The following is a 16,424-nucleotide window of genomic DNA, read 5'->3' on the forward strand; positions in this document are numbered from 1 at the left end:
TTTTTTTATATTTATATTCATATACATATACAATAGCAAGCCAATTTCCATCCTTATTCAGTCAATATAGTCACAAGAAATAATAGAACGAACAAAAGAACAATAATGATGAGAATAATAAGAAATTTTAGAATATTCCACCATCCTTTTGGATTTTGCCGAATAACAGGACGAGAATTATTCCATGCCTTCCCGGGAACTCGATTATACAATCTGGGGATTTGTGTCAGATAAGAGTTCAGTAACAGCAAATAATTTTTAGCTCCCGAGCAGGATAATTCAGAGTGCCCAATATGCATATCTGTGTAGGCTGATAAATAAAATAAGTTCATCGTACTTATATCATTCAGTGTTAAGACTAAAGCTCATTTCTAATGAGAGTTGTTTCTTCCAATGTCCGGTAAGAACCCACCACACACCCATTCGAATCCACGAGTACAAGTGTAGGTGTAAACGCTACGCCATAGGATTCAAAATCAGAACTATAGAAACCTTGAGGCTCATACCATTTTATCGCCCATGGTAACGAGGTAGCACGAGAGAGAAAAGTTTCTTCATTATCATCTGAAGCAATAGAGATCACCCGTATATTTTTATCCTTAAGGGTAGGATAAAAGCCACATAGATCACGCAAAACAGATTCACAATTAGAACAATCCGTTTCATAGAACAACAGCAACGTCGGCCCGATTGACACTGAAGGAACAGCATGGGATAAACGTGGAGCTTTTTTCCCTATAAGCAGCAAACGAGTGAGTAGACGGTAGGCAATATCACCCGGACAGGCAGGATTTGCATCGATACCTACAGTTGTAGCAGCGGCAACTGCAGCGGCATCGCTCATTCCCTGTTTCACTAGGCAACTCGCCACAGGCCGTAAAATGGCCTCCAGTTGCTGTTCTTTGCCGGCATCCAGCAAACGTATAGCCAAACGCTTAACATCGGAAGAAAGGCAGTCCACGGCAAGAGTAACAGAACTTCCGGGTGAACTAACTTTTGCTATATGTTTACTAAAAATATAAGAATTAGTCCATGTACACAGATAATCGTGCATGCGAGGGAATTTGAGAAGTGTATCAGATGAGAGCGTATCTGTCATATAGCGTTGTTCACGACGAAGAGCCGACGTATCATTCGTTACAACTGCATGAGACAAACCTTCATAATGCAGCATGACTTCCGTTTTACTTTCAGATTGATGACAACTACAGCAAAACAATAAAACAAACATCCCCCAAAAGAAAAAAGAACAGACTTGTGATTTCATTATTTTAGATACTTTTTAAATTAAAAAGGAAGCAGAACTTCCCTATACTGGAGGGAAGTTCTAAACAGAATCTATCAATCTTCACGGACAAAACGAAGAGGAAGACTATTCTCAAGATAAGCACTCAAACCTTCCTGGGTGACAGAGTTAAAACTATAAAGAGAGTAATATGGGGGATTCGTACTATTCGTCAATTCCGACAATCCTGGATAATAATCTCTTTCATATCTACCACGATGATCCTGTTTTGTTAAATAATAGCCAAATCTGCTGTCTGTTTGCTGACTTCTCAGAATGTCTACCGATGGAGCTACACAGCCAACAGCATCATTATAAAATCTAGTACCTGAATACTTCCATGGCATATCATTGTATGGGGCAGACCAGTATTTTCCACCGCCAAATCGACGTATTACGATTTGTTCATTATGCCCCCAAGGAGGATCAAAATGTGCATAATCTTGCGCCCCAGTATTTTTGTTCACTGTTTCATAGGTAGTTAGTAATTCCCTCACTAAACTCCATATATCGGAAAAGCCTTTGGCTGGTTGTTGTATCATCGAAGCCAATAAAATACATGAATGATACTGATAATCGGATTGAGCTTGTGTGACAATCGGTACACGAGCCATATATGCATGTCCCATAGCACTGAGAGATGGTATATCTTGAATACCAGAGTGCATACTTACGTCAGTAATCATCTGATGTGTCCAGAATGCTGATATATTATCTTGTTGTTTCCATGTATAAGAAACTATTCGAGGTAGCTGTCTTGTTTCCCAAACAAGCATGTTATTTTGCCAAAAGCGTTTTGATTCCCTACCCGGCCATGGACCTACGACCTCACCATGTGCATCAAAAGTTGGATAATAGGCTATCACGCCCGGCTGTTGCCAATGTAACCAAAGGTTACGTTCAGTGACATTATCATGTAAATCCCGCCTCAGATGAACAACATCAGTATAAAGAGGAATCCTCCACCCGGATGGACAATGATTTTTCTCTGGCTTAACAAACTCAAAACCATTCCATAAGTACCGCTGCTTTGTTTGCCCAGGCAAAGGTGGCAAAATATTATCTGGATTTCCTTCACATGAATTCTCCAGCATCCAGCACTGCCCGCCGAAACGGTGTGTGTAATATTCATTGTTTCCGATGCGCATCTTCTTGGGCACCCCATTCTTGCCGCAGGCATCAGGTTGAGAGAGATGAATCTTATAGGTCAGATTACCGGCCACGAGATTCATTGTCGCTGTCCGGTCAGTACGACTAGGATTAACTCCATTAACAGTTAGTGTTACAGTCGCAGGTGTTCCGTCACCTCCTGTGGTTTGCGAAAGATTGATCCAGTCAGGTTTACCTTCAATACGCCAGCCACCAGTATTCTCCGTGCTAAAAGTGAGCAACTGTGATGCTTCGGTTTCCCCCGTTACATTAGGATCCCCCGGAAATACAAACTCTCTTTTATCCACTTTCAGCCGTTTGTTCCCATCTACTTTAACCTCTCCCTGTACCTCATTCCACGGAACAATCTTACATTTAAGTGTATACTTCCCCTTGAGCGCTTCTTCAGGTGTTGCTGCTCCCATGCTGCCGTCCCATTCCTTTGGTTCTATTACATAGTGATACCCACGCAATAAATCCATAAAACCGCTACCAGGCGGTTGCATATAATCTCGAAAATCAAGACGATGCCAACCACTCGCCGGACCTCCGAGAAATTGCACGACAAGGCAAGTAGCATCAAGTGCGGAGCCTGAATTTACTTTCGAATTGTCCGCTTCAAACATGTAAAACGATTCCTCGCCACCAATACCCGTCAAAGCAGAATGATCAAGTAAGGTATGATGCACTCCTTGTATCCCTGTTGCACCGACAGGGATAGTAGGCGTACTTACAGAAAGAGGTACCACTTGAAAGTTATTAGGAGTAATACGTCCTTTGCTACGGTGATTATATACCAAAAATTTTATTCCATTATACCATAAATTACCACCTGAAGGAGATAGTAATTGCGGAATGTGCTCTTTATAAGTGATTTTCACCAAAGAACGTATCATCGTCACTGTGGGAGCTGTTATTGAAGATTGTGCATAGGTCTCATTAATAGCCTGGTCGGGCAATTCTCCCCACATAGGCATGCCGTTCGTCAAGTCAGGCATGCCATCGGACGTGACAGGCAGGAGGAGACGGCTCATCACCATCTCTTTCTGTTCGCCTAAAGCGGCAGCAAGGGTATTCACCTGTTCACGGACATTAGCGAGTATCACGAGTGTCTGATGTTCGGAAGCTCCCAGCAACTGTACGCGTACAGTCTGTGTGCCCGCATTGTATGTACCCTGTGCACGGTAGAAGAAGGTCCCTTTCTTTATATTCGTAGGATCTGCAGGATCAACCTTGAATGAAAGTACATCTACAGTATTGATACCATTCTCATCTATAGCATGTAGCATCGGTGCACGCGTCTCGGCACTTTGCGAGGTGTTCATTTCGGCGGCCGGTTTTGATGAAGCACCGATTTTGAAGCTCAGGTAAATAACAGCTGTATGCCCGTCCGTCTGCGGTATCGACTGCTGTATGTCGTCACTGCAACCGGTCGTGAGAGCTGCTATCATTGTAGTCCCCAGCACAGCCGAGACATGCCGCCTCCACAGACGTGCTGCGCGGGCGAAACCGAATAAATTGGAAGTCTGAAATCCTATTTTCATTTTTCTTTGTTTTTAGCAATGTATTTATTTCTTATATATCTTAATATATCAGTAATCGGAATCTCGTACACAACGGACTGACATATATACTGTTCTTTGTAAGGATAGTCCACTGCACGTTATGTTACTTGAATCTGATTGAATAGTTGCCCCCGGACTTCCCGGAAGAGGTTCAATAATCCAATGACCATGTGTTCCAAAACCATTCAATCCAGAAGTACCAGATTCGCCAAGGTAATTTCTATAAAAGTATATCCACCCTTCAAAAGCATTATTGGCAGCTCCTTCAGGTCCCCACCAAAATTTACCTATTCCATTAGGTTTATCTTTAACCAACATAACCATTTGCTCACCTTCAGTAAAGGTCGGGATATGCCAGCCAACAGGGCATGGATTTCGAGATACTGCATTACTATATTCATAAGAATAATAAGCTCTAATAGGATTTTCTCCAGGATATCCTGTTTCAGGATTTCCCTCTTTGGAATTTTGTACCATCCAGCATTTTGTTCCATAACGATGAGTAAGATAGTCATTATTTCCGATACGTAAAGGTTTTGCAGTACCGTTCCAACCACAGAAATCTTTTTGATTTATCCGGATATGAGTAATTAGTCTACCAGCGCGCACCACAAGCAATCCCTCTTTGTCACCGACACCTTGTGTCAGAACAGAGACTGTTGATTTCGCTCCTGCAGAACCATTAGATATATTAACTTGCAGCCAGCCCGTATTTGGAATAGCAGTGCTTCCGTCCGCTTCCACACAGGAGATCTTCCAGCCCGGAGGATAATTGGTTCGCAAATCAAACTTATTGTCAGTGGAAGCAATTGTCTGATTAAGTGGAAGCCGCATTTCCGTACGTGTTACGGCCAGAAAATGCCCCGACTCATTGAACGCTATATCCGCGAATGCCTCATCTATCACAATGGGCGTCACCACGATGTTATGGTTGGTAAAGTTTTCCGGACTGGTTATTGCCTCTTGCATTGTATCAAACCCCGGACCTTTCACCTCTTTTATTGTAAAAATATAACGGTGGTTGCGCAGAATGGGCATGTATTTACCCTTTTCATAAGGAGGTGCACCGCCGCCCTTAATACCATCCCATGTATAATCCATTCGGTAGTAGTACTCTCTTCCCTGATAGTTAAGAAACATCACGATACAGGGACGACTGCCACCGGCAGTTGCCAACTGTTCGTTCAGATAATAGGTAATGACATTCGGAGAGGTGGTATTTGCGATTCCCTCAAGCGGGTGTCCGCCACCGACTGCCGGTTGCGGTGCGACAGGTAGTGTGGGAGTCATGTATCCTGACTGTGTAGAAGTAGTATTATATGTAGCAAGATCTACCCAAACACGTCCGTTGCCCACAGGATTGACGAAGTAAACCTTTCCTGCCGCTGTCGTGGCCCCCGAAGTTATGGAGTTGATAATATCCACCCGGGCCAGCATACGGATAAGGGGTATTTCCTGCGCAATGGTTTGCGACACACCGGCTTTCAACTCAAAGCCTCCCGCCGGGGCATGCTCACCGTACATGGGGATGTATGTTCCCGTTCCTGCTTGTCCGAACCTGCCCGTGACCTCCACTTGCTTAAGAGCATCATAAGTGGAACCGGCTGCAATGCTTGCCAGTTCTGTTTGGGCATTAGTTATAAGAGCTATACGTTTGTATGTACCTGCAGTAACGGGCACAGAGAAAGTTCTCGTATCCGAAGAGCCCGAGGGTGTGCGCAACGAACTGCCCGGAATATCATATTTCACCTTGACTTTTTCCGTGCCGCCTTCATCGGCAAACATCAGTACGGTAATCTCTGCTATTCCTTTCTCGTCTACAGCACGGGTATTCGCCGCCCGGAAATCGGGAATCCTGACGGAAAGTGTCACTTCGCTCGTTGCGCCTTTGCCAGGCGCAGGCGGAAGAAGAGATTCGTCCTGCCGGCAACTTACTGCTAAAAACAAAAGCAATAAACTCCCGGTCAGATGACGGAATAGGGTGATTATAGAGTTAGGCATGATTATATATTGATAATAAATGAATTAATAATAGTAACTTCAATCTAGCAGGAGAGATATCAGCCGTCCAGTTTTCTATACCCCGGGTTTAACAGATTGACTCTGCCAGTCTTTGATAGTGATTCGGGTATAGCCCGGACCGAAAGTTATCTGTATGGGGATAATCACCTCATTAGCGGGCCCGATAGAAATATGATAGCGGCGAATGAGATCAGCCAACGAAATGGGCGGGACAATGTGAACACCCGTATTCGGATCAATAATCTCAACCAATCCGGGAGTGTCTTCCGTAAAACGCGGCATATCAGAGAAAACTTCAGCACGTTTAGTGGAAGCTTCATAAGTCACCTCCGGATCGAATCTTTTACCCTGAACCACAGAATACAGGTTCCACTTACTGGCGGTTTCGTCATACATCGGTTGCAAAGCGGATGCCATATTAGTTATATGAACGACCGGCTGTAGGCTTATCCCTTCAAGCAGTACCCCTACACGTATGGTACCGGGGGAGAAATTGACGACATTCGTTTTCGCATTATGTTCATCAACGGTCAACCGGGCAGCGGCAAAAAGCAAACGGTCAAGCGTCGGAATGGTTGACGACCGTTCTGCCTGAGGATGGGAGGCAAAAAGATCATTCATTGTCTGTCCGGCAATGAATCCGCCGAGTTTGGTACGCGTATTCGAGGCATTGGCCCAAAGAACTACTGTATAAGTACCCTGTGACAGGTACATTTCAACCCCTTGAAGGCGGTCAAGTTCATTCTTTTCAAGTGTCCGTGTATGCTCAATACTGCCGTCAGTGCGATACACACACAGCGTCACTCGCTGCACACGGTCCCTGAAAAGGTCGGCAGACGCCCCGTCAGGCTTATAAGTGAATTGCAACAGAATATCCAACGGACATCCTTCTAAAGACTCCCCAATACACCCCGACAAAAGAAAAGAAAAAAGGGCGGGAAGTAACAGGAAGCGTACAGCTTTATACAATTTTATGTGTAGTGTCATTTTAAGTGAATAACTGTGTATTATTTAATTATATATGGAAATAAACAACCCTCGTTTTTTGAAAGTAATATATTTTAAATATAAATGAATAGAGCGGGGAGAATTCTCTTTCAGCTTTGTGTTCCCCGAAAGGCAAGCTTACGAGGCAGGGAAAATCGTAGCTTGCAGATGCCCAACATAGTAAAGGTACACGTGTGAATAGAAATGGACTCTCTTTTCTTACCTGCAAAAGCAAATTTGTAAACACAAACAATCGGGGAACTTTATTTATTTCTTTGTATTAATTTTAGAGATTTGGTTTTACCGCAACAACTGTCCAAGGTTTAACAGTTACTTTAAGCCAAACGCCAACGGCATTTGTATTAGGAACTGTAGAAAGCTTGCTTTCATCGAAAGTAAAATCGGTTTTAGAAATAGTATATATTTTACCTTTCTCCAATTTCACGATATTACCGGCATTATCCTTGAAACCTCTGACTGTTAGGAACTGGTGACCGGCAGGGAAAGCTAAGCCGCTTCCTGCAGAAGCTTGAAGGTTACTTAGCTTGAATACCAATTGTAACTGGTCGTTAGCAGTTGTAGCATCATTAGCAAATACATGATAAGCCCAACGGTTAGTGGAAGGAGTGCAAACTACCGCCAATGGATTACCACTCGCTCCTAATGGTGATACAAATTTTTCAAATAATTTTTCTTTATTTGCCGTCGTATAAAGGGTACCAACAGCATTCTCATCATACTTGGCCTGATCAGCACCATATTGTATTTTCGTGACAGAACTTCCGTCTCCCATTTTCATTTTTTGATAGAAATTGGTCAAATAAATACCGTCCAAAGAGAAACTGCTTATGGCGGTTCCATTGGCAACTTGCAAACCCTCGACTTCTATACGGGCAACAGCCGGTTTTAATTCTATCTCGGCATATTTGTCACCATTTTGCATACCACCAATAGGAGTGGCACCTCCACCGGCATAAGTCAGAATAGAGGCGGCAAGATGCTCAAGAAGAATATTACCTTTGTCATTTTGAGTTGTAACTTCAACCTCCATATTTTCAACTCCTGTGATCAGTCCGCTTGTAGGTAATGACATACTGGTAGGAACATTACCACGTACTAGAACTTTGTCTGCTACCGCCGGAACATCAGCAATCTGTGCACCTGTAGTAAGATCTGTAATGGAAGGCGTGGTGGTATTATCCACTTTCAAGTATTTCTGGATACTCTTATCGCTATCTTTGTAGAAATAGACATGCAGGCTATTTACCGTAGCAGTAGTACCGGTGGCAAGCGGCGCCTCATTAACACGTGTATCAGCCTTCTGGCCCAAATTCAGTTTCATAAATACATTGCCTGTCTTTTGGGGAGCTTCAGGCACCTCATTTTCATTATCACACGAAGCCAATGTAACGGCTAATGTACACATGGTTAATAAACCTTTAAAAAAAATCTTTCTCATAAAGTTAAAAAATAAATTAATAAATTATTGTAAACTAGCTCATGATAAAATGAGCAATTAAATAAAACGGTCATCATATTTGAATGATTATTCTCCGAAACCTATCTTATCCAGTTCCTGACGAAGACCGACGAACTGTGGTATAAGATCGGACAACTCCGGATCAAGAGCAATGCGCAGGACAAGGTCAGGGTTCAAGCGACAGGCTTCAAGCATGTGCTCGACAGCTTCCGTCGCATTCTCCATACGTGCACAAACCACGGCGTACAAATATTCCCTATTGGCTGTACGGGGAAGCTGTGCCAAAAGATCTGCCGCCTCACTATGGTAGCCCAATGAAATAAGACAAAGGGCAGTATTATAATCCGGATGAGCCTGTAACAGGGGCAGCGCCTTATGATATTCACGTTCTTGTAAAAGCCGCAGGCCTTCGGCGTAGGATTCTCCTTCGGGAGTATAGGAAATTGCAAGGGTTGAATCAGAATCTGATTCCAAGGAGGATGATATAGCAAACTTTTGTAACAGTGAGTAATCCACCAGATCGCTCAAAGACGCTACCACAAAAAGCAGGGTATCCGAAGGAGCGGGGCGCCACGTACTACGGTCAGTAGCCTCGACAATAGATTCAAGATGCAAACGGAGTTTCTTCATTCCTTCTTTAACCGGTAGAGAATATACATAATTGTAAATATAGTCCTCACCCGGCACGGCTGTCTGACGGACCATAGCAGAATCAATATACGGAAAAGGAATCATACGCTCACGAATCTGGTCACGATTACGGTTATTCATTTCATTCTCCGCTATGCGGTCAAAAAAATAACGATGACGGGAAATCTCCGTAGAATCGGAGGAGGACAGTACATAATTCCGTATATCTGACAAACTGCGACCGCCGGAATAAAGGTCCTGATATTTAGAAGGGACGCTGGACAGGCTCATTTTACGCTCCATACGGTACATAGGCCAAAAGTTAGCAATACGACGGTACTTATGGCTGTAACTGGAAGACAGACCAAAAGTGTCACGGCCTGCGACATAGGAGCGTACACTCTCCTTTATTTTTTTACGTTCCAAACGATGATGCAAGTCTGTACGGTTAGCCTGCACGCGCATGTTCCAGAAATTTTGGCGGTCAAGTGCGAGGCGTTTCCATTTCTCATAGGCCAGTTGACGATCACGTTCTTTATCATAAAGGTCATAAAAGAACTTCTGCCGACGGAAAATATCACGGGCTATGCTTTTACGATCCAGATAAATGCTGTCGTAAGCGGAAGGGTCAATGATACCTTTGAGAAATTGATCATACGATTTATAATGAGCCTCCTGCATCCGCTGGAAATCACTTCCGGATAATACCACAGGACGCAGAGAGGTGTCAGTACTGTCAAGCCCGCTCAAAACAGGAGTAAGCACGAGTCGCCAGCAACTATCCATTAATACACCGGGAACTTGCACGTCAAATTCAAGACGAACGAAGCCCCGGCGCATAGTCACCTGCTTGACTACCGTACGGGCGGCAACAACATCAACCCGGTCCAAATGCACAGTCCGCCAGATATCGGAGCTATCGGTAGTTTCCGCTGACACAGCGACTACCGTATCGAGCGCTGTGGAAAACTCCACTTGTTGACTTAATATGCCGGAACCAGTATTTTCTCCATAAGGAAGCAGAATATTAGGACGTTTTGCCTGCAAAAACAAACGCATAGTCTTCGGGGTACGAGAAGTAGAACAGGAGATTATTAGAAACATTCCTATACACAAGAAGGCAGGTAATATCAGATATTTAAAAGTTCGATTCATTGTTCGGGTTATTTAATTTATCTTCTATTGAAACTTAATATTAAAATAAATAAACAAGATTGACTGCCGCACGAGTCGGTAAAACATGGATACCATTACCCTTACCGGTGCGGCGTCCACAACGGGTACAGCGAAAACGTTCCCAATCTGCCCAGACTACACCGCCGCCTAGTTCAAACTCCAGATTCCAACGCCGGGAAAGGGGATGTACCAGCCCCACGGAAATACCGCCACCCCAGGCAGTACCTTGGTAACGATATCTGTGGCCGAAAAGGCCGCCGGCATTAAAATGAGAAAAAACACCGTAAAGCCCCCAAAAACATCCGCGACCATAAGTTTCACGCATCCAATAGCGGACGCCAGGAGAAACGGTTATATTCTTTAGCTTGCCGTCATTCCATAAATTAAACGGATTGTACTGTAACGGAAGATGGACAGACCAGTGGGAAGACAAAGCCATCGAGCCTTCTATGTTTACATTACCTGTTGACAAGCCCACAAGATTAGTACGCACGGAATAAAACTGTGCAGACACCTCACCGGAGCGTATCAGGCAAAACAGGGTAAAAGCTAAACAGAATAAATTCTTCTTTGTAAAAATCATAAGGTAATTGTTTAAACAAAAAATAATTGATTAAGAACAATTGATCTATAAACGAACATTTCTATAAACATAAAAACTAAAAAACGCGACATTCAAGTAAAATAGTAATTTTCATATCATCCCGTTTTTTCATTTTTTATTGGTTGCAAAAATAAGAACAACACGCAATTATCGAGTTACAAAATGAAATCATAAAACTAACATAAAAGATTGTATGTTATTAATATTCAATATAATACAAAGAGCAAGTTCTTATTTTTCTAACATCTAACTAACAGATGCTTTATATGCCCCAAAAACAGAGTATAACCAATAAGTTTCCGACAATTTATAAAGATAATAACGGATCAATCCGAAAACCCGGTGGGTACGTTCAAAAGTTCATGCAGTCAGTTTACACAGCCTTAAAGAATGGGAATATCTCTAACACCTCTTAATTGCGCTCTGAATCCTTTGATTTTGGCATTGAATGATCCTGCAAAAACATTAGTCTTTCTATTAATAAAGTAATTGAAAATTGTTTCATAGTTGTTTTGCATTGTGTTTGTCACAGTTCTAAAACATCCATATCCCAGTTTTTCAATCTTGTTGTACCATAAGGTTAGTTTAGCATGTGCTATATCCTTATTGTAATGCTTGTTATAAATTGTAGTCAGCTCCATAGCCAAATCATAAACCTACTTTAACTCCGCATTATATTCAAAAATGATTTCAGCACGTATCCGTTGGGATTCCGGCCATTTGGAGAAGTTTCTGGTAAGTACATATTTCGCCCTTGCCAACAATTGCTTACGTGTGTCTCCATTGGCATAGCGAAAAGGAACATACTCTACATTCTGTTCACGACATCGCAAAATCTTCTCATTTTTAAGGTCTCAAGCCATCCAGCGATAAGTGACACGAAGTTCGTCAATAGGCTCATAAAAAAGTTTCTGTACATGAAAACGGTCTTTTGTCCGAGTTGCATTAAGAAATGCAGAGCGAACAATCTTCATCATCGAGGCGAGAGATCAAAAGTTCCTTTCTTTCCATTTTTTCATTTTGATAAACGGATCTTTTCAAGCACCTTGATCACATCTTCCGATTTCGTCCTGCGTATCATTGCCACCATGCCATTCTAATTGATTACTACTGTATAAAGTTCACTGCAACTCAATGAGGGCTCATCTATGCACAGGCTCGAACCTCAGTTATCTTTAAAAAGAACATATTCGGATGCATGTTCCAATTGATTCCATTGATGAAAGTCACTAATGAAGTCTTTACACTGAGCCGATAGCAGCTAACCTTTAACTCCGTAATAACCACCAGCTATAGAACTAATACTCGCAGATGTAGTTTCAATCTTCTTCTTTTAAGCGCCTTCTGAAGTCAGATCATCGTAGCTATAGGAAAATGTTTCCTTATCATACCAACGACGACTTCTTACATAAAAATAGACTGATTTGCCACGCAAAGGAAAATCCAGAATTACTTTTTCTTGGATAAAACCATGAGATATAACAGTGCCTTTCATATAACCGTCACGTTACATAAACTCTTTCTCATCCAACCAAATTTCAATCTTTAATTCGTACTCTTGCCAACCTGTAATGGAAAAATAATCCAAAGATAACGCTTAACAACTTATGTAGGCTTTTGCTGGAATTCATATTATAGATTGTTCTTATTGTAATGCAAAGATACAACAATTAGAGATTGTAGAGCTAGAGTACACACACGGAGGGGGGGCACAATAATAACTGACATAATGAAGTTATGTTCCAAACAGTTGCGCAATAGGCGAATACTCACCAGCAATAAAAAAAGTTGCATGCGAATGAAATCTAATCATACGACATGCAACTTTGGTAGTTAATTCATAAAAAGAGGAGCTAACAGAAAAAAAAAAGTCCTATCAGTGCCTCTGATTTCGGACAACCCTTTTTAATCCAGTCCCAAGTATTCCTACTATACTATATCATTCTTCGATAGTACATATACTTACACGGTTCCAATCCGGTTCGGTAAACATATCACCTACTCCCTGACCTCCGGCAGTGATACGAGATGCATTAATCTTGTATTTATTAACAAGGATTGTTTTGACAGCTTCCGCACGTGCAGCAGCAATTCTTGCGTTGACATCAACATTACCTTCCGGAGAAGCATACCCTTTAATAACAACTTTTGAATCAGGATATTTCTTCATGTAGGAAGCTACACGTTCCACATTCGGTAACTGTGATACATCCACTGATGAGCGGCCTTGTCTGAAAGTAATAATAGATTCCGGAACGCGGGCAGTCTTGACTACTGTTTCAACGGGAACGACCTTTGTACGACATTCTTCCAACTCTTTATGCAAACCGCTAATTCTTTGGTTAGCATTGTTTAGTTCTCTGTCACGACTGCTCACCTGTCCGCGAAGTGCATTAATAGCAACATTTAAATCATCAATTTCGCTCTGATTGTAGACTTTTACTTTAGTGAAGTAATGGTTTCCGGTACTCATCTTGAAGTGATAAGTCAATCCGGCAGTCAGTTCAAATGCTGCATTGTTCGCATTGAAACGACTCTTTGCCTGATTAAAATCACCTTGCATATCATATACGACAGCGGGCTTAATTCCCAATGTCCATGCTTTTGTTTTACTGAGATTGAAATTTAGATTCAACCCGAGACGCGTAGACCATGAATTGTCATCCCTCTTACCATTTACATAATAATGCAACCACCCTATTCCAACAACAGCTTCCATCTCAAACAAACGGGGTTTGTCCCGATAGCTTGCAAACAGATTCATCAAGTTAACTTTACTCAATAAACTGACATCCGAAACATCAAAAGCTGTTTTACTCGGAGCAGAATTGATATATCCCATTCCTTGGAATTCCAAACCGAAAATAGGAGTTAATTGTTTGGAAACTCCGACTCCGAAACCGGAACGCATCCCTTTAAAGAAAGAGGCGTGAGTGAGAGGGGTAATTGCTCCTGCATTCACTCCTACAGACCAATTGTCCATAAACTTTGTTCCTTCTACAATTGACTGGGCGTTCGCAATAAGCGTCCCCAATACAAAAACAAATAAAATAGTAATCTTCTTCATAATCTATTATTTTTATTTTTCCGGATGCAAAAATAAAAAGATTACATAGTTTCTTAATTGCAAAACAAACACATAAATCTAACATTAAAACTTATATACGCCTTATAATCAGGATTTTACAAAAGTAATTCAGACAACAATCCAACATATATCTAACACATCATAATAAAACACAAAAATAAGGACTTACACTAATATTTTCTTATCAGTCAAGCTTGCTTTTTAAATAACAACTAGCGAAGTGATACTTTGTACAGCAGTATCTTGCTACAATATTATATTTCTATGGGCATTACATTACCATGCAGTACACCAGCAATCTGCTAATTACGTATTATTAAATTCAATAAAAATATATAAGATAAAATATCAAAATACAACTAAATAATAATTTATATTAGTAAAATATTTCTAACCGTCCATACAAGAAATAAAACACATCATTATATTCGCAATATGAAATGCAGAATTATAATTGGACTATTAGTTATTCTCTATTTTACAGGATGTTATAACAGAGAACAGCCCCCTCTCCTTAGTGAGGCGGAAAAGCTAATGCAGTACAACCCGGACAGTGCGTTAGCAATACTACAAAAATTCAAATCAGGAGGCAACCGGGCTGAACAGGCCAGATATGCATTGCTCTATTCCGAAGCTCAGGAAAAAAAACAAATGAAAGTTACTGACGATTCATTAATCCGCCAGGCTTGGCAATATTATAAACATTACCCTAAAGATTTACGCCACCAATGCAAAACCCTATATTATTGGGGAAGAATTAAATTACGCATAGGGGATAAACCGGGAGCATTACGTCTTTTTCTCAAAATAGAAGAGAAGCTGACAGACACCAATGAATCTTATTACAAAGGACTTTTATACAGACAGATCGGTGAAGTATATTATAAACAAATGAACTACAGCCGGGCATATCATTATTTCCACGAGGCTAGAAATAATTTCCGCCAATCAAATGATATTCAGGAGGAAACAAAGGCAACTCTTGATATGGCAGCCGCTACTTTCCACTCAAAAGATATAGAAAAAGCAATGAGGCTGTATTCGGCGGCTCTTGATTTGGCAGATGAACAAAATAACAGTAATCTGATAGAAATCAGCCTTACTAATCTTGCATCACTATATGTGATATCTAAACGACATATATCCAAAGATTTGCTAAAGCGCATTGAACTTTCCGCCAAACAGGATACGGCATATGGATATCACACATTAATAGATGTATGTCTTCTAAAAAACCAGATAGACAGCGCACGGTATTATTTAGAGCTTGCAAAGGCGCACACCACAGACATTTACGACATGACAGAACTACAATACACTGCATACCATATCGAAGCACAGGCCAAAAACTTTGAAAAAGCAACAGACAATATACATCGCTATATCTACTTGAACGATTCAATAATGCGCTCAAACATGCAGTTCTCCGCCGGTATGGTCGAACGTGACTATTTTAAAGAGCGAACGAGATTTGCCCAATATAGAATGAGAAACCGGACTATTTGGGAAATCGCCATAGCAGTCGCTGCTCTTTTTATTACTGGAATTGCCTGGTATATCGTCCGTCAACGTTTACGTATACAACGTGAGCATACCAATCATTATTGGTTATTAGTAGAGAAAGCCAATTCCGAATATAAGAATCTTACTGAACGCTTGAAAGAGCAACAGAACACAGAAAGTTTTTTAAAAGGACTGCTTGCTTCACGCTTTGACATCGTTGATAAACTTGGAAAAACTTACTACGAACGTGAAAATACAACATCACAACAGTCAGTCATATTTAATGAAGTAAAGCAGATAATTACGGATTTTGCAGAAAACAATGAAATAATGCAAGAGCTGGAAATGATTGTAAATACTTGCCATGACAATGCCATGTACAAGCTCAAGGAAGATTTTCCAACAATGAAAACTTCCGACACTAGGTTGCTATGCTATATTTTTGTAGGATTCTCACCGCAGGTAATAAGCCTATTCATGAGAGATACAGTGGCTAATGTATACGCCCGCAAGTCACGGCTCAAATCACGTATTAAATCTACAGAAACAGCTAATAAAGAACTATTCTTAAATCTTTTTGGATAAAACGATATTTTAGCTAAAAATAGTAATACATTTTAACAAACAATCCATATTTTAGTAAATTATGGACAAAATAAAAAAAATACGTTGACGGGTGAAATAATTTTACATTATTTAATCGTCTTATAAAATAAGATATTGCAAGCAAAAAAAATAATATAAAATAAAAAAATGGGAACTAGCTAATTCTTTGCAAATTAGCTGTTTTTTCTGTGCCTTTAAATACCCCCAAAAAAACAGTTTGATAACCAAAGCGAAGGGAATCTAAAAAGCACATGAGAAAGATATAAAAAATCTCAGAAATCTAAATTATTGTTTAGGTTTTACTGAGTTCGATATGCTTAAAAAATATC

13 protein-coding genes are annotated in these 16,424 nt (G+C 41.0%); 1 reads left to right on the top strand and 12 read right to left on the bottom strand.

Annotated elements, in window-relative coordinates; translation table 11 throughout:
- Positions 1 to 358 precede the first annotated feature (358 nt).
- The 12 genes from ACGHVY_RS20020 to ACGHVY_RS20075 form a co-directional block, all read right to left on the bottom strand.
- Positions 359 to 1,267, bottom strand: coding sequence for a peroxiredoxin family protein (locus tag ACGHVY_RS20020; RefSeq protein WP_390601084.1), 909 nt, complete (start codon positions 1,265 to 1,267; stop codon positions 359 to 361).
- Positions 1,268 to 1,341: 74 nt separating this feature from the next.
- Complete coding sequence (locus ACGHVY_RS20025; protein WP_390601086.1) at positions 1,342 to 3,978, bottom strand: BACON domain-containing protein; 2,637 nt, start codon at positions 3,976 to 3,978, stop codon at positions 1,342 to 1,344.
- A gap of 48 nt (positions 3,979 to 4,026) precedes the next feature.
- Positions 4,027 to 6,000, bottom strand: a complete 1,974-nt coding sequence (locus ACGHVY_RS20030) for a fimbrial protein (RefSeq protein WP_390601089.1) — start codon at positions 5,998 to 6,000, stop codon at positions 4,027 to 4,029.
- A 75-nt stretch (positions 6,001 to 6,075) separates the two neighbouring features.
- Entirely contained in the window at positions 6,076 to 7,008 is a 933-nt protein-coding gene (locus ACGHVY_RS20035) for a FimB/Mfa2 family fimbrial subunit (RefSeq protein WP_390601091.1), read from the bottom strand.
- Positions 7,009 to 7,294: 286 nt separating this feature from the next.
- Positions 7,295 to 8,434, bottom strand: a complete 1,140-nt coding sequence (locus ACGHVY_RS20040; protein ID WP_390601094.1) for a fimbrial protein — start codon at positions 8,432 to 8,434, stop codon at positions 7,295 to 7,297.
- A gap of 120 nt (positions 8,435 to 8,554) precedes the next feature.
- Positions 8,555 to 10,273: a hypothetical protein gene (locus ACGHVY_RS20045; protein ID WP_390601096.1), complete on the bottom strand. Its 1,719-nt coding sequence runs from the start codon at positions 10,271 to 10,273 to the stop codon at positions 8,555 to 8,557.
- A 40-nt stretch (positions 10,274 to 10,313) separates the two neighbouring features.
- Positions 10,314 to 10,877: a DUF3575 domain-containing protein gene (locus tag ACGHVY_RS20050; RefSeq protein ID WP_390601098.1), complete on the bottom strand. Its 564-nt coding sequence runs from the start codon at positions 10,875 to 10,877 to the stop codon at positions 10,314 to 10,316.
- A 404-nt stretch (positions 10,878 to 11,281) separates the two neighbouring features.
- Positions 11,282 to 11,539 carry a transposase gene (locus ACGHVY_RS20055; RefSeq protein WP_390601101.1) on the bottom strand — a complete coding sequence of 86 codons (258 nt, stop codon included), beginning with the start codon at positions 11,537 to 11,539 and terminating at the stop codon, positions 11,282 to 11,284.
- A gap of 15 nt (positions 11,540 to 11,554) precedes the next feature.
- The gene (locus ACGHVY_RS20060; protein WP_390601103.1) at positions 11,555 to 11,731 is read right to left on the bottom strand and encodes a hypothetical protein; all 177 of its coding nucleotides are present in this window, start codon (positions 11,729 to 11,731) and stop codon (positions 11,555 to 11,557) included.
- Between the two features lie 21 nt (positions 11,732 to 11,752).
- Positions 11,753 to 11,875: a transposase gene (locus ACGHVY_RS20065; protein ID WP_390601104.1), complete on the bottom strand. Its 123-nt coding sequence runs from the start codon at positions 11,873 to 11,875 to the stop codon at positions 11,753 to 11,755.
- Positions 11,876 to 12,231: 356 nt separating this feature from the next.
- On the bottom strand, positions 12,232 to 12,393 hold the full coding sequence (locus tag ACGHVY_RS20070; protein ID WP_390601105.1) for a hypothetical protein: 162 nt from the start codon (positions 12,391 to 12,393) through the stop codon (positions 12,232 to 12,234).
- 444 nt (positions 12,394 to 12,837) lie between these two features.
- The gene (locus ACGHVY_RS20075) at positions 12,838 to 13,965 is read right to left on the bottom strand and encodes an OmpA family protein (RefSeq protein WP_390601107.1); all 1,128 of its coding nucleotides are present in this window, start codon (positions 13,963 to 13,965) and stop codon (positions 12,838 to 12,840) included.
- A 456-nt stretch (positions 13,966 to 14,421) separates the two neighbouring features.
- On the opposite strand from ACGHVY_RS20075, the gene ACGHVY_RS20080 reads away from it, so the two are divergent.
- The gene (locus ACGHVY_RS20080) at positions 14,422 to 16,074 is read left to right on the top strand and encodes a hypothetical protein (RefSeq protein ID WP_390601109.1); all 1,653 of its coding nucleotides are present in this window, start codon (positions 14,422 to 14,424) and stop codon (positions 16,072 to 16,074) included.
- Positions 16,075 to 16,424: the final 350 nt, after the last annotated feature.

Origin of the sequence: Bacteroides sp. f07 (genome assembly GCF_042854785.1) — a bacterium.
GTDB lineage: Bacteria > Bacteroidota > Bacteroidia > Bacteroidales > Bacteroidaceae > Bacteroides.

Bases quoted from the DNA above. Each gene is read 5' to 3' on its own strand.
- ACGHVY_RS20030 (WP_390601089.1), bottom strand. From the start codon at position 6,000: ATGCCTAACTCTATAATCACCCTATTCCGTCATCTGACCGGGAGTTTA.
- ACGHVY_RS20035 (WP_390601091.1), bottom strand. From the start codon at position 7,008: ATGACACTACACATAAAATTGTATAAAGCTGTACGCTTCCTGTTACTT.
- ACGHVY_RS20075 (WP_390601107.1), bottom strand. From the start codon at position 13,965: ATGAAGAAGATTACTATTTTATTTGTTTTTGTATTGGGGACGCTTATT.
- ACGHVY_RS20055 (WP_390601101.1), bottom strand. From the start codon at position 11,539: ATGGAGCTGACTACAATTTATAACAAGCATTACAATAAGGATATAGCA.
- ACGHVY_RS20080 (WP_390601109.1), top strand. From the start codon at position 14,422: ATGAAATGCAGAATTATAATTGGACTATTAGTTATTCTCTATTTTACA.
- ACGHVY_RS20065 (WP_390601104.1), bottom strand. From the start codon at position 11,875: ATGATGAAGATTGTTCGCTCTGCATTTCTTAATGCAACTCGGACAAAA.
- ACGHVY_RS20020 (WP_390601084.1), bottom strand. From the start codon at position 1,267: ATGAAATCACAAGTCTGTTCTTTTTTCTTTTGGGGGATGTTTGTTTTA.
- ACGHVY_RS20040 (WP_390601094.1), bottom strand. From the start codon at position 8,434: ATGTGTACATTAGCCGTTACATTGGCTTCGTGTGATAATGAAAATGAG.
- ACGHVY_RS20025 (WP_390601086.1), bottom strand. From the start codon at position 3,978: ATGAAAATAGGATTTCAGACTTCCAATTTATTCGGTTTCGCCCGCGCA.
- ACGHVY_RS20050 (WP_390601098.1), bottom strand. From the start codon at position 10,877: ATGATTTTTACAAAGAAGAATTTATTCTGTTTAGCTTTTACCCTGTTT.
- ACGHVY_RS20045 (WP_390601096.1), bottom strand. From the start codon at position 10,273: ATGAATCGAACTTTTAAATATCTGATATTACCTGCCTTCTTGTGTATA.
- ACGHVY_RS20070 (WP_390601105.1), bottom strand. From the start codon at position 12,393: ATGAAAGGCACTGTTATATCTCATGGTTTTATCCAAGAAAAAGTAATT.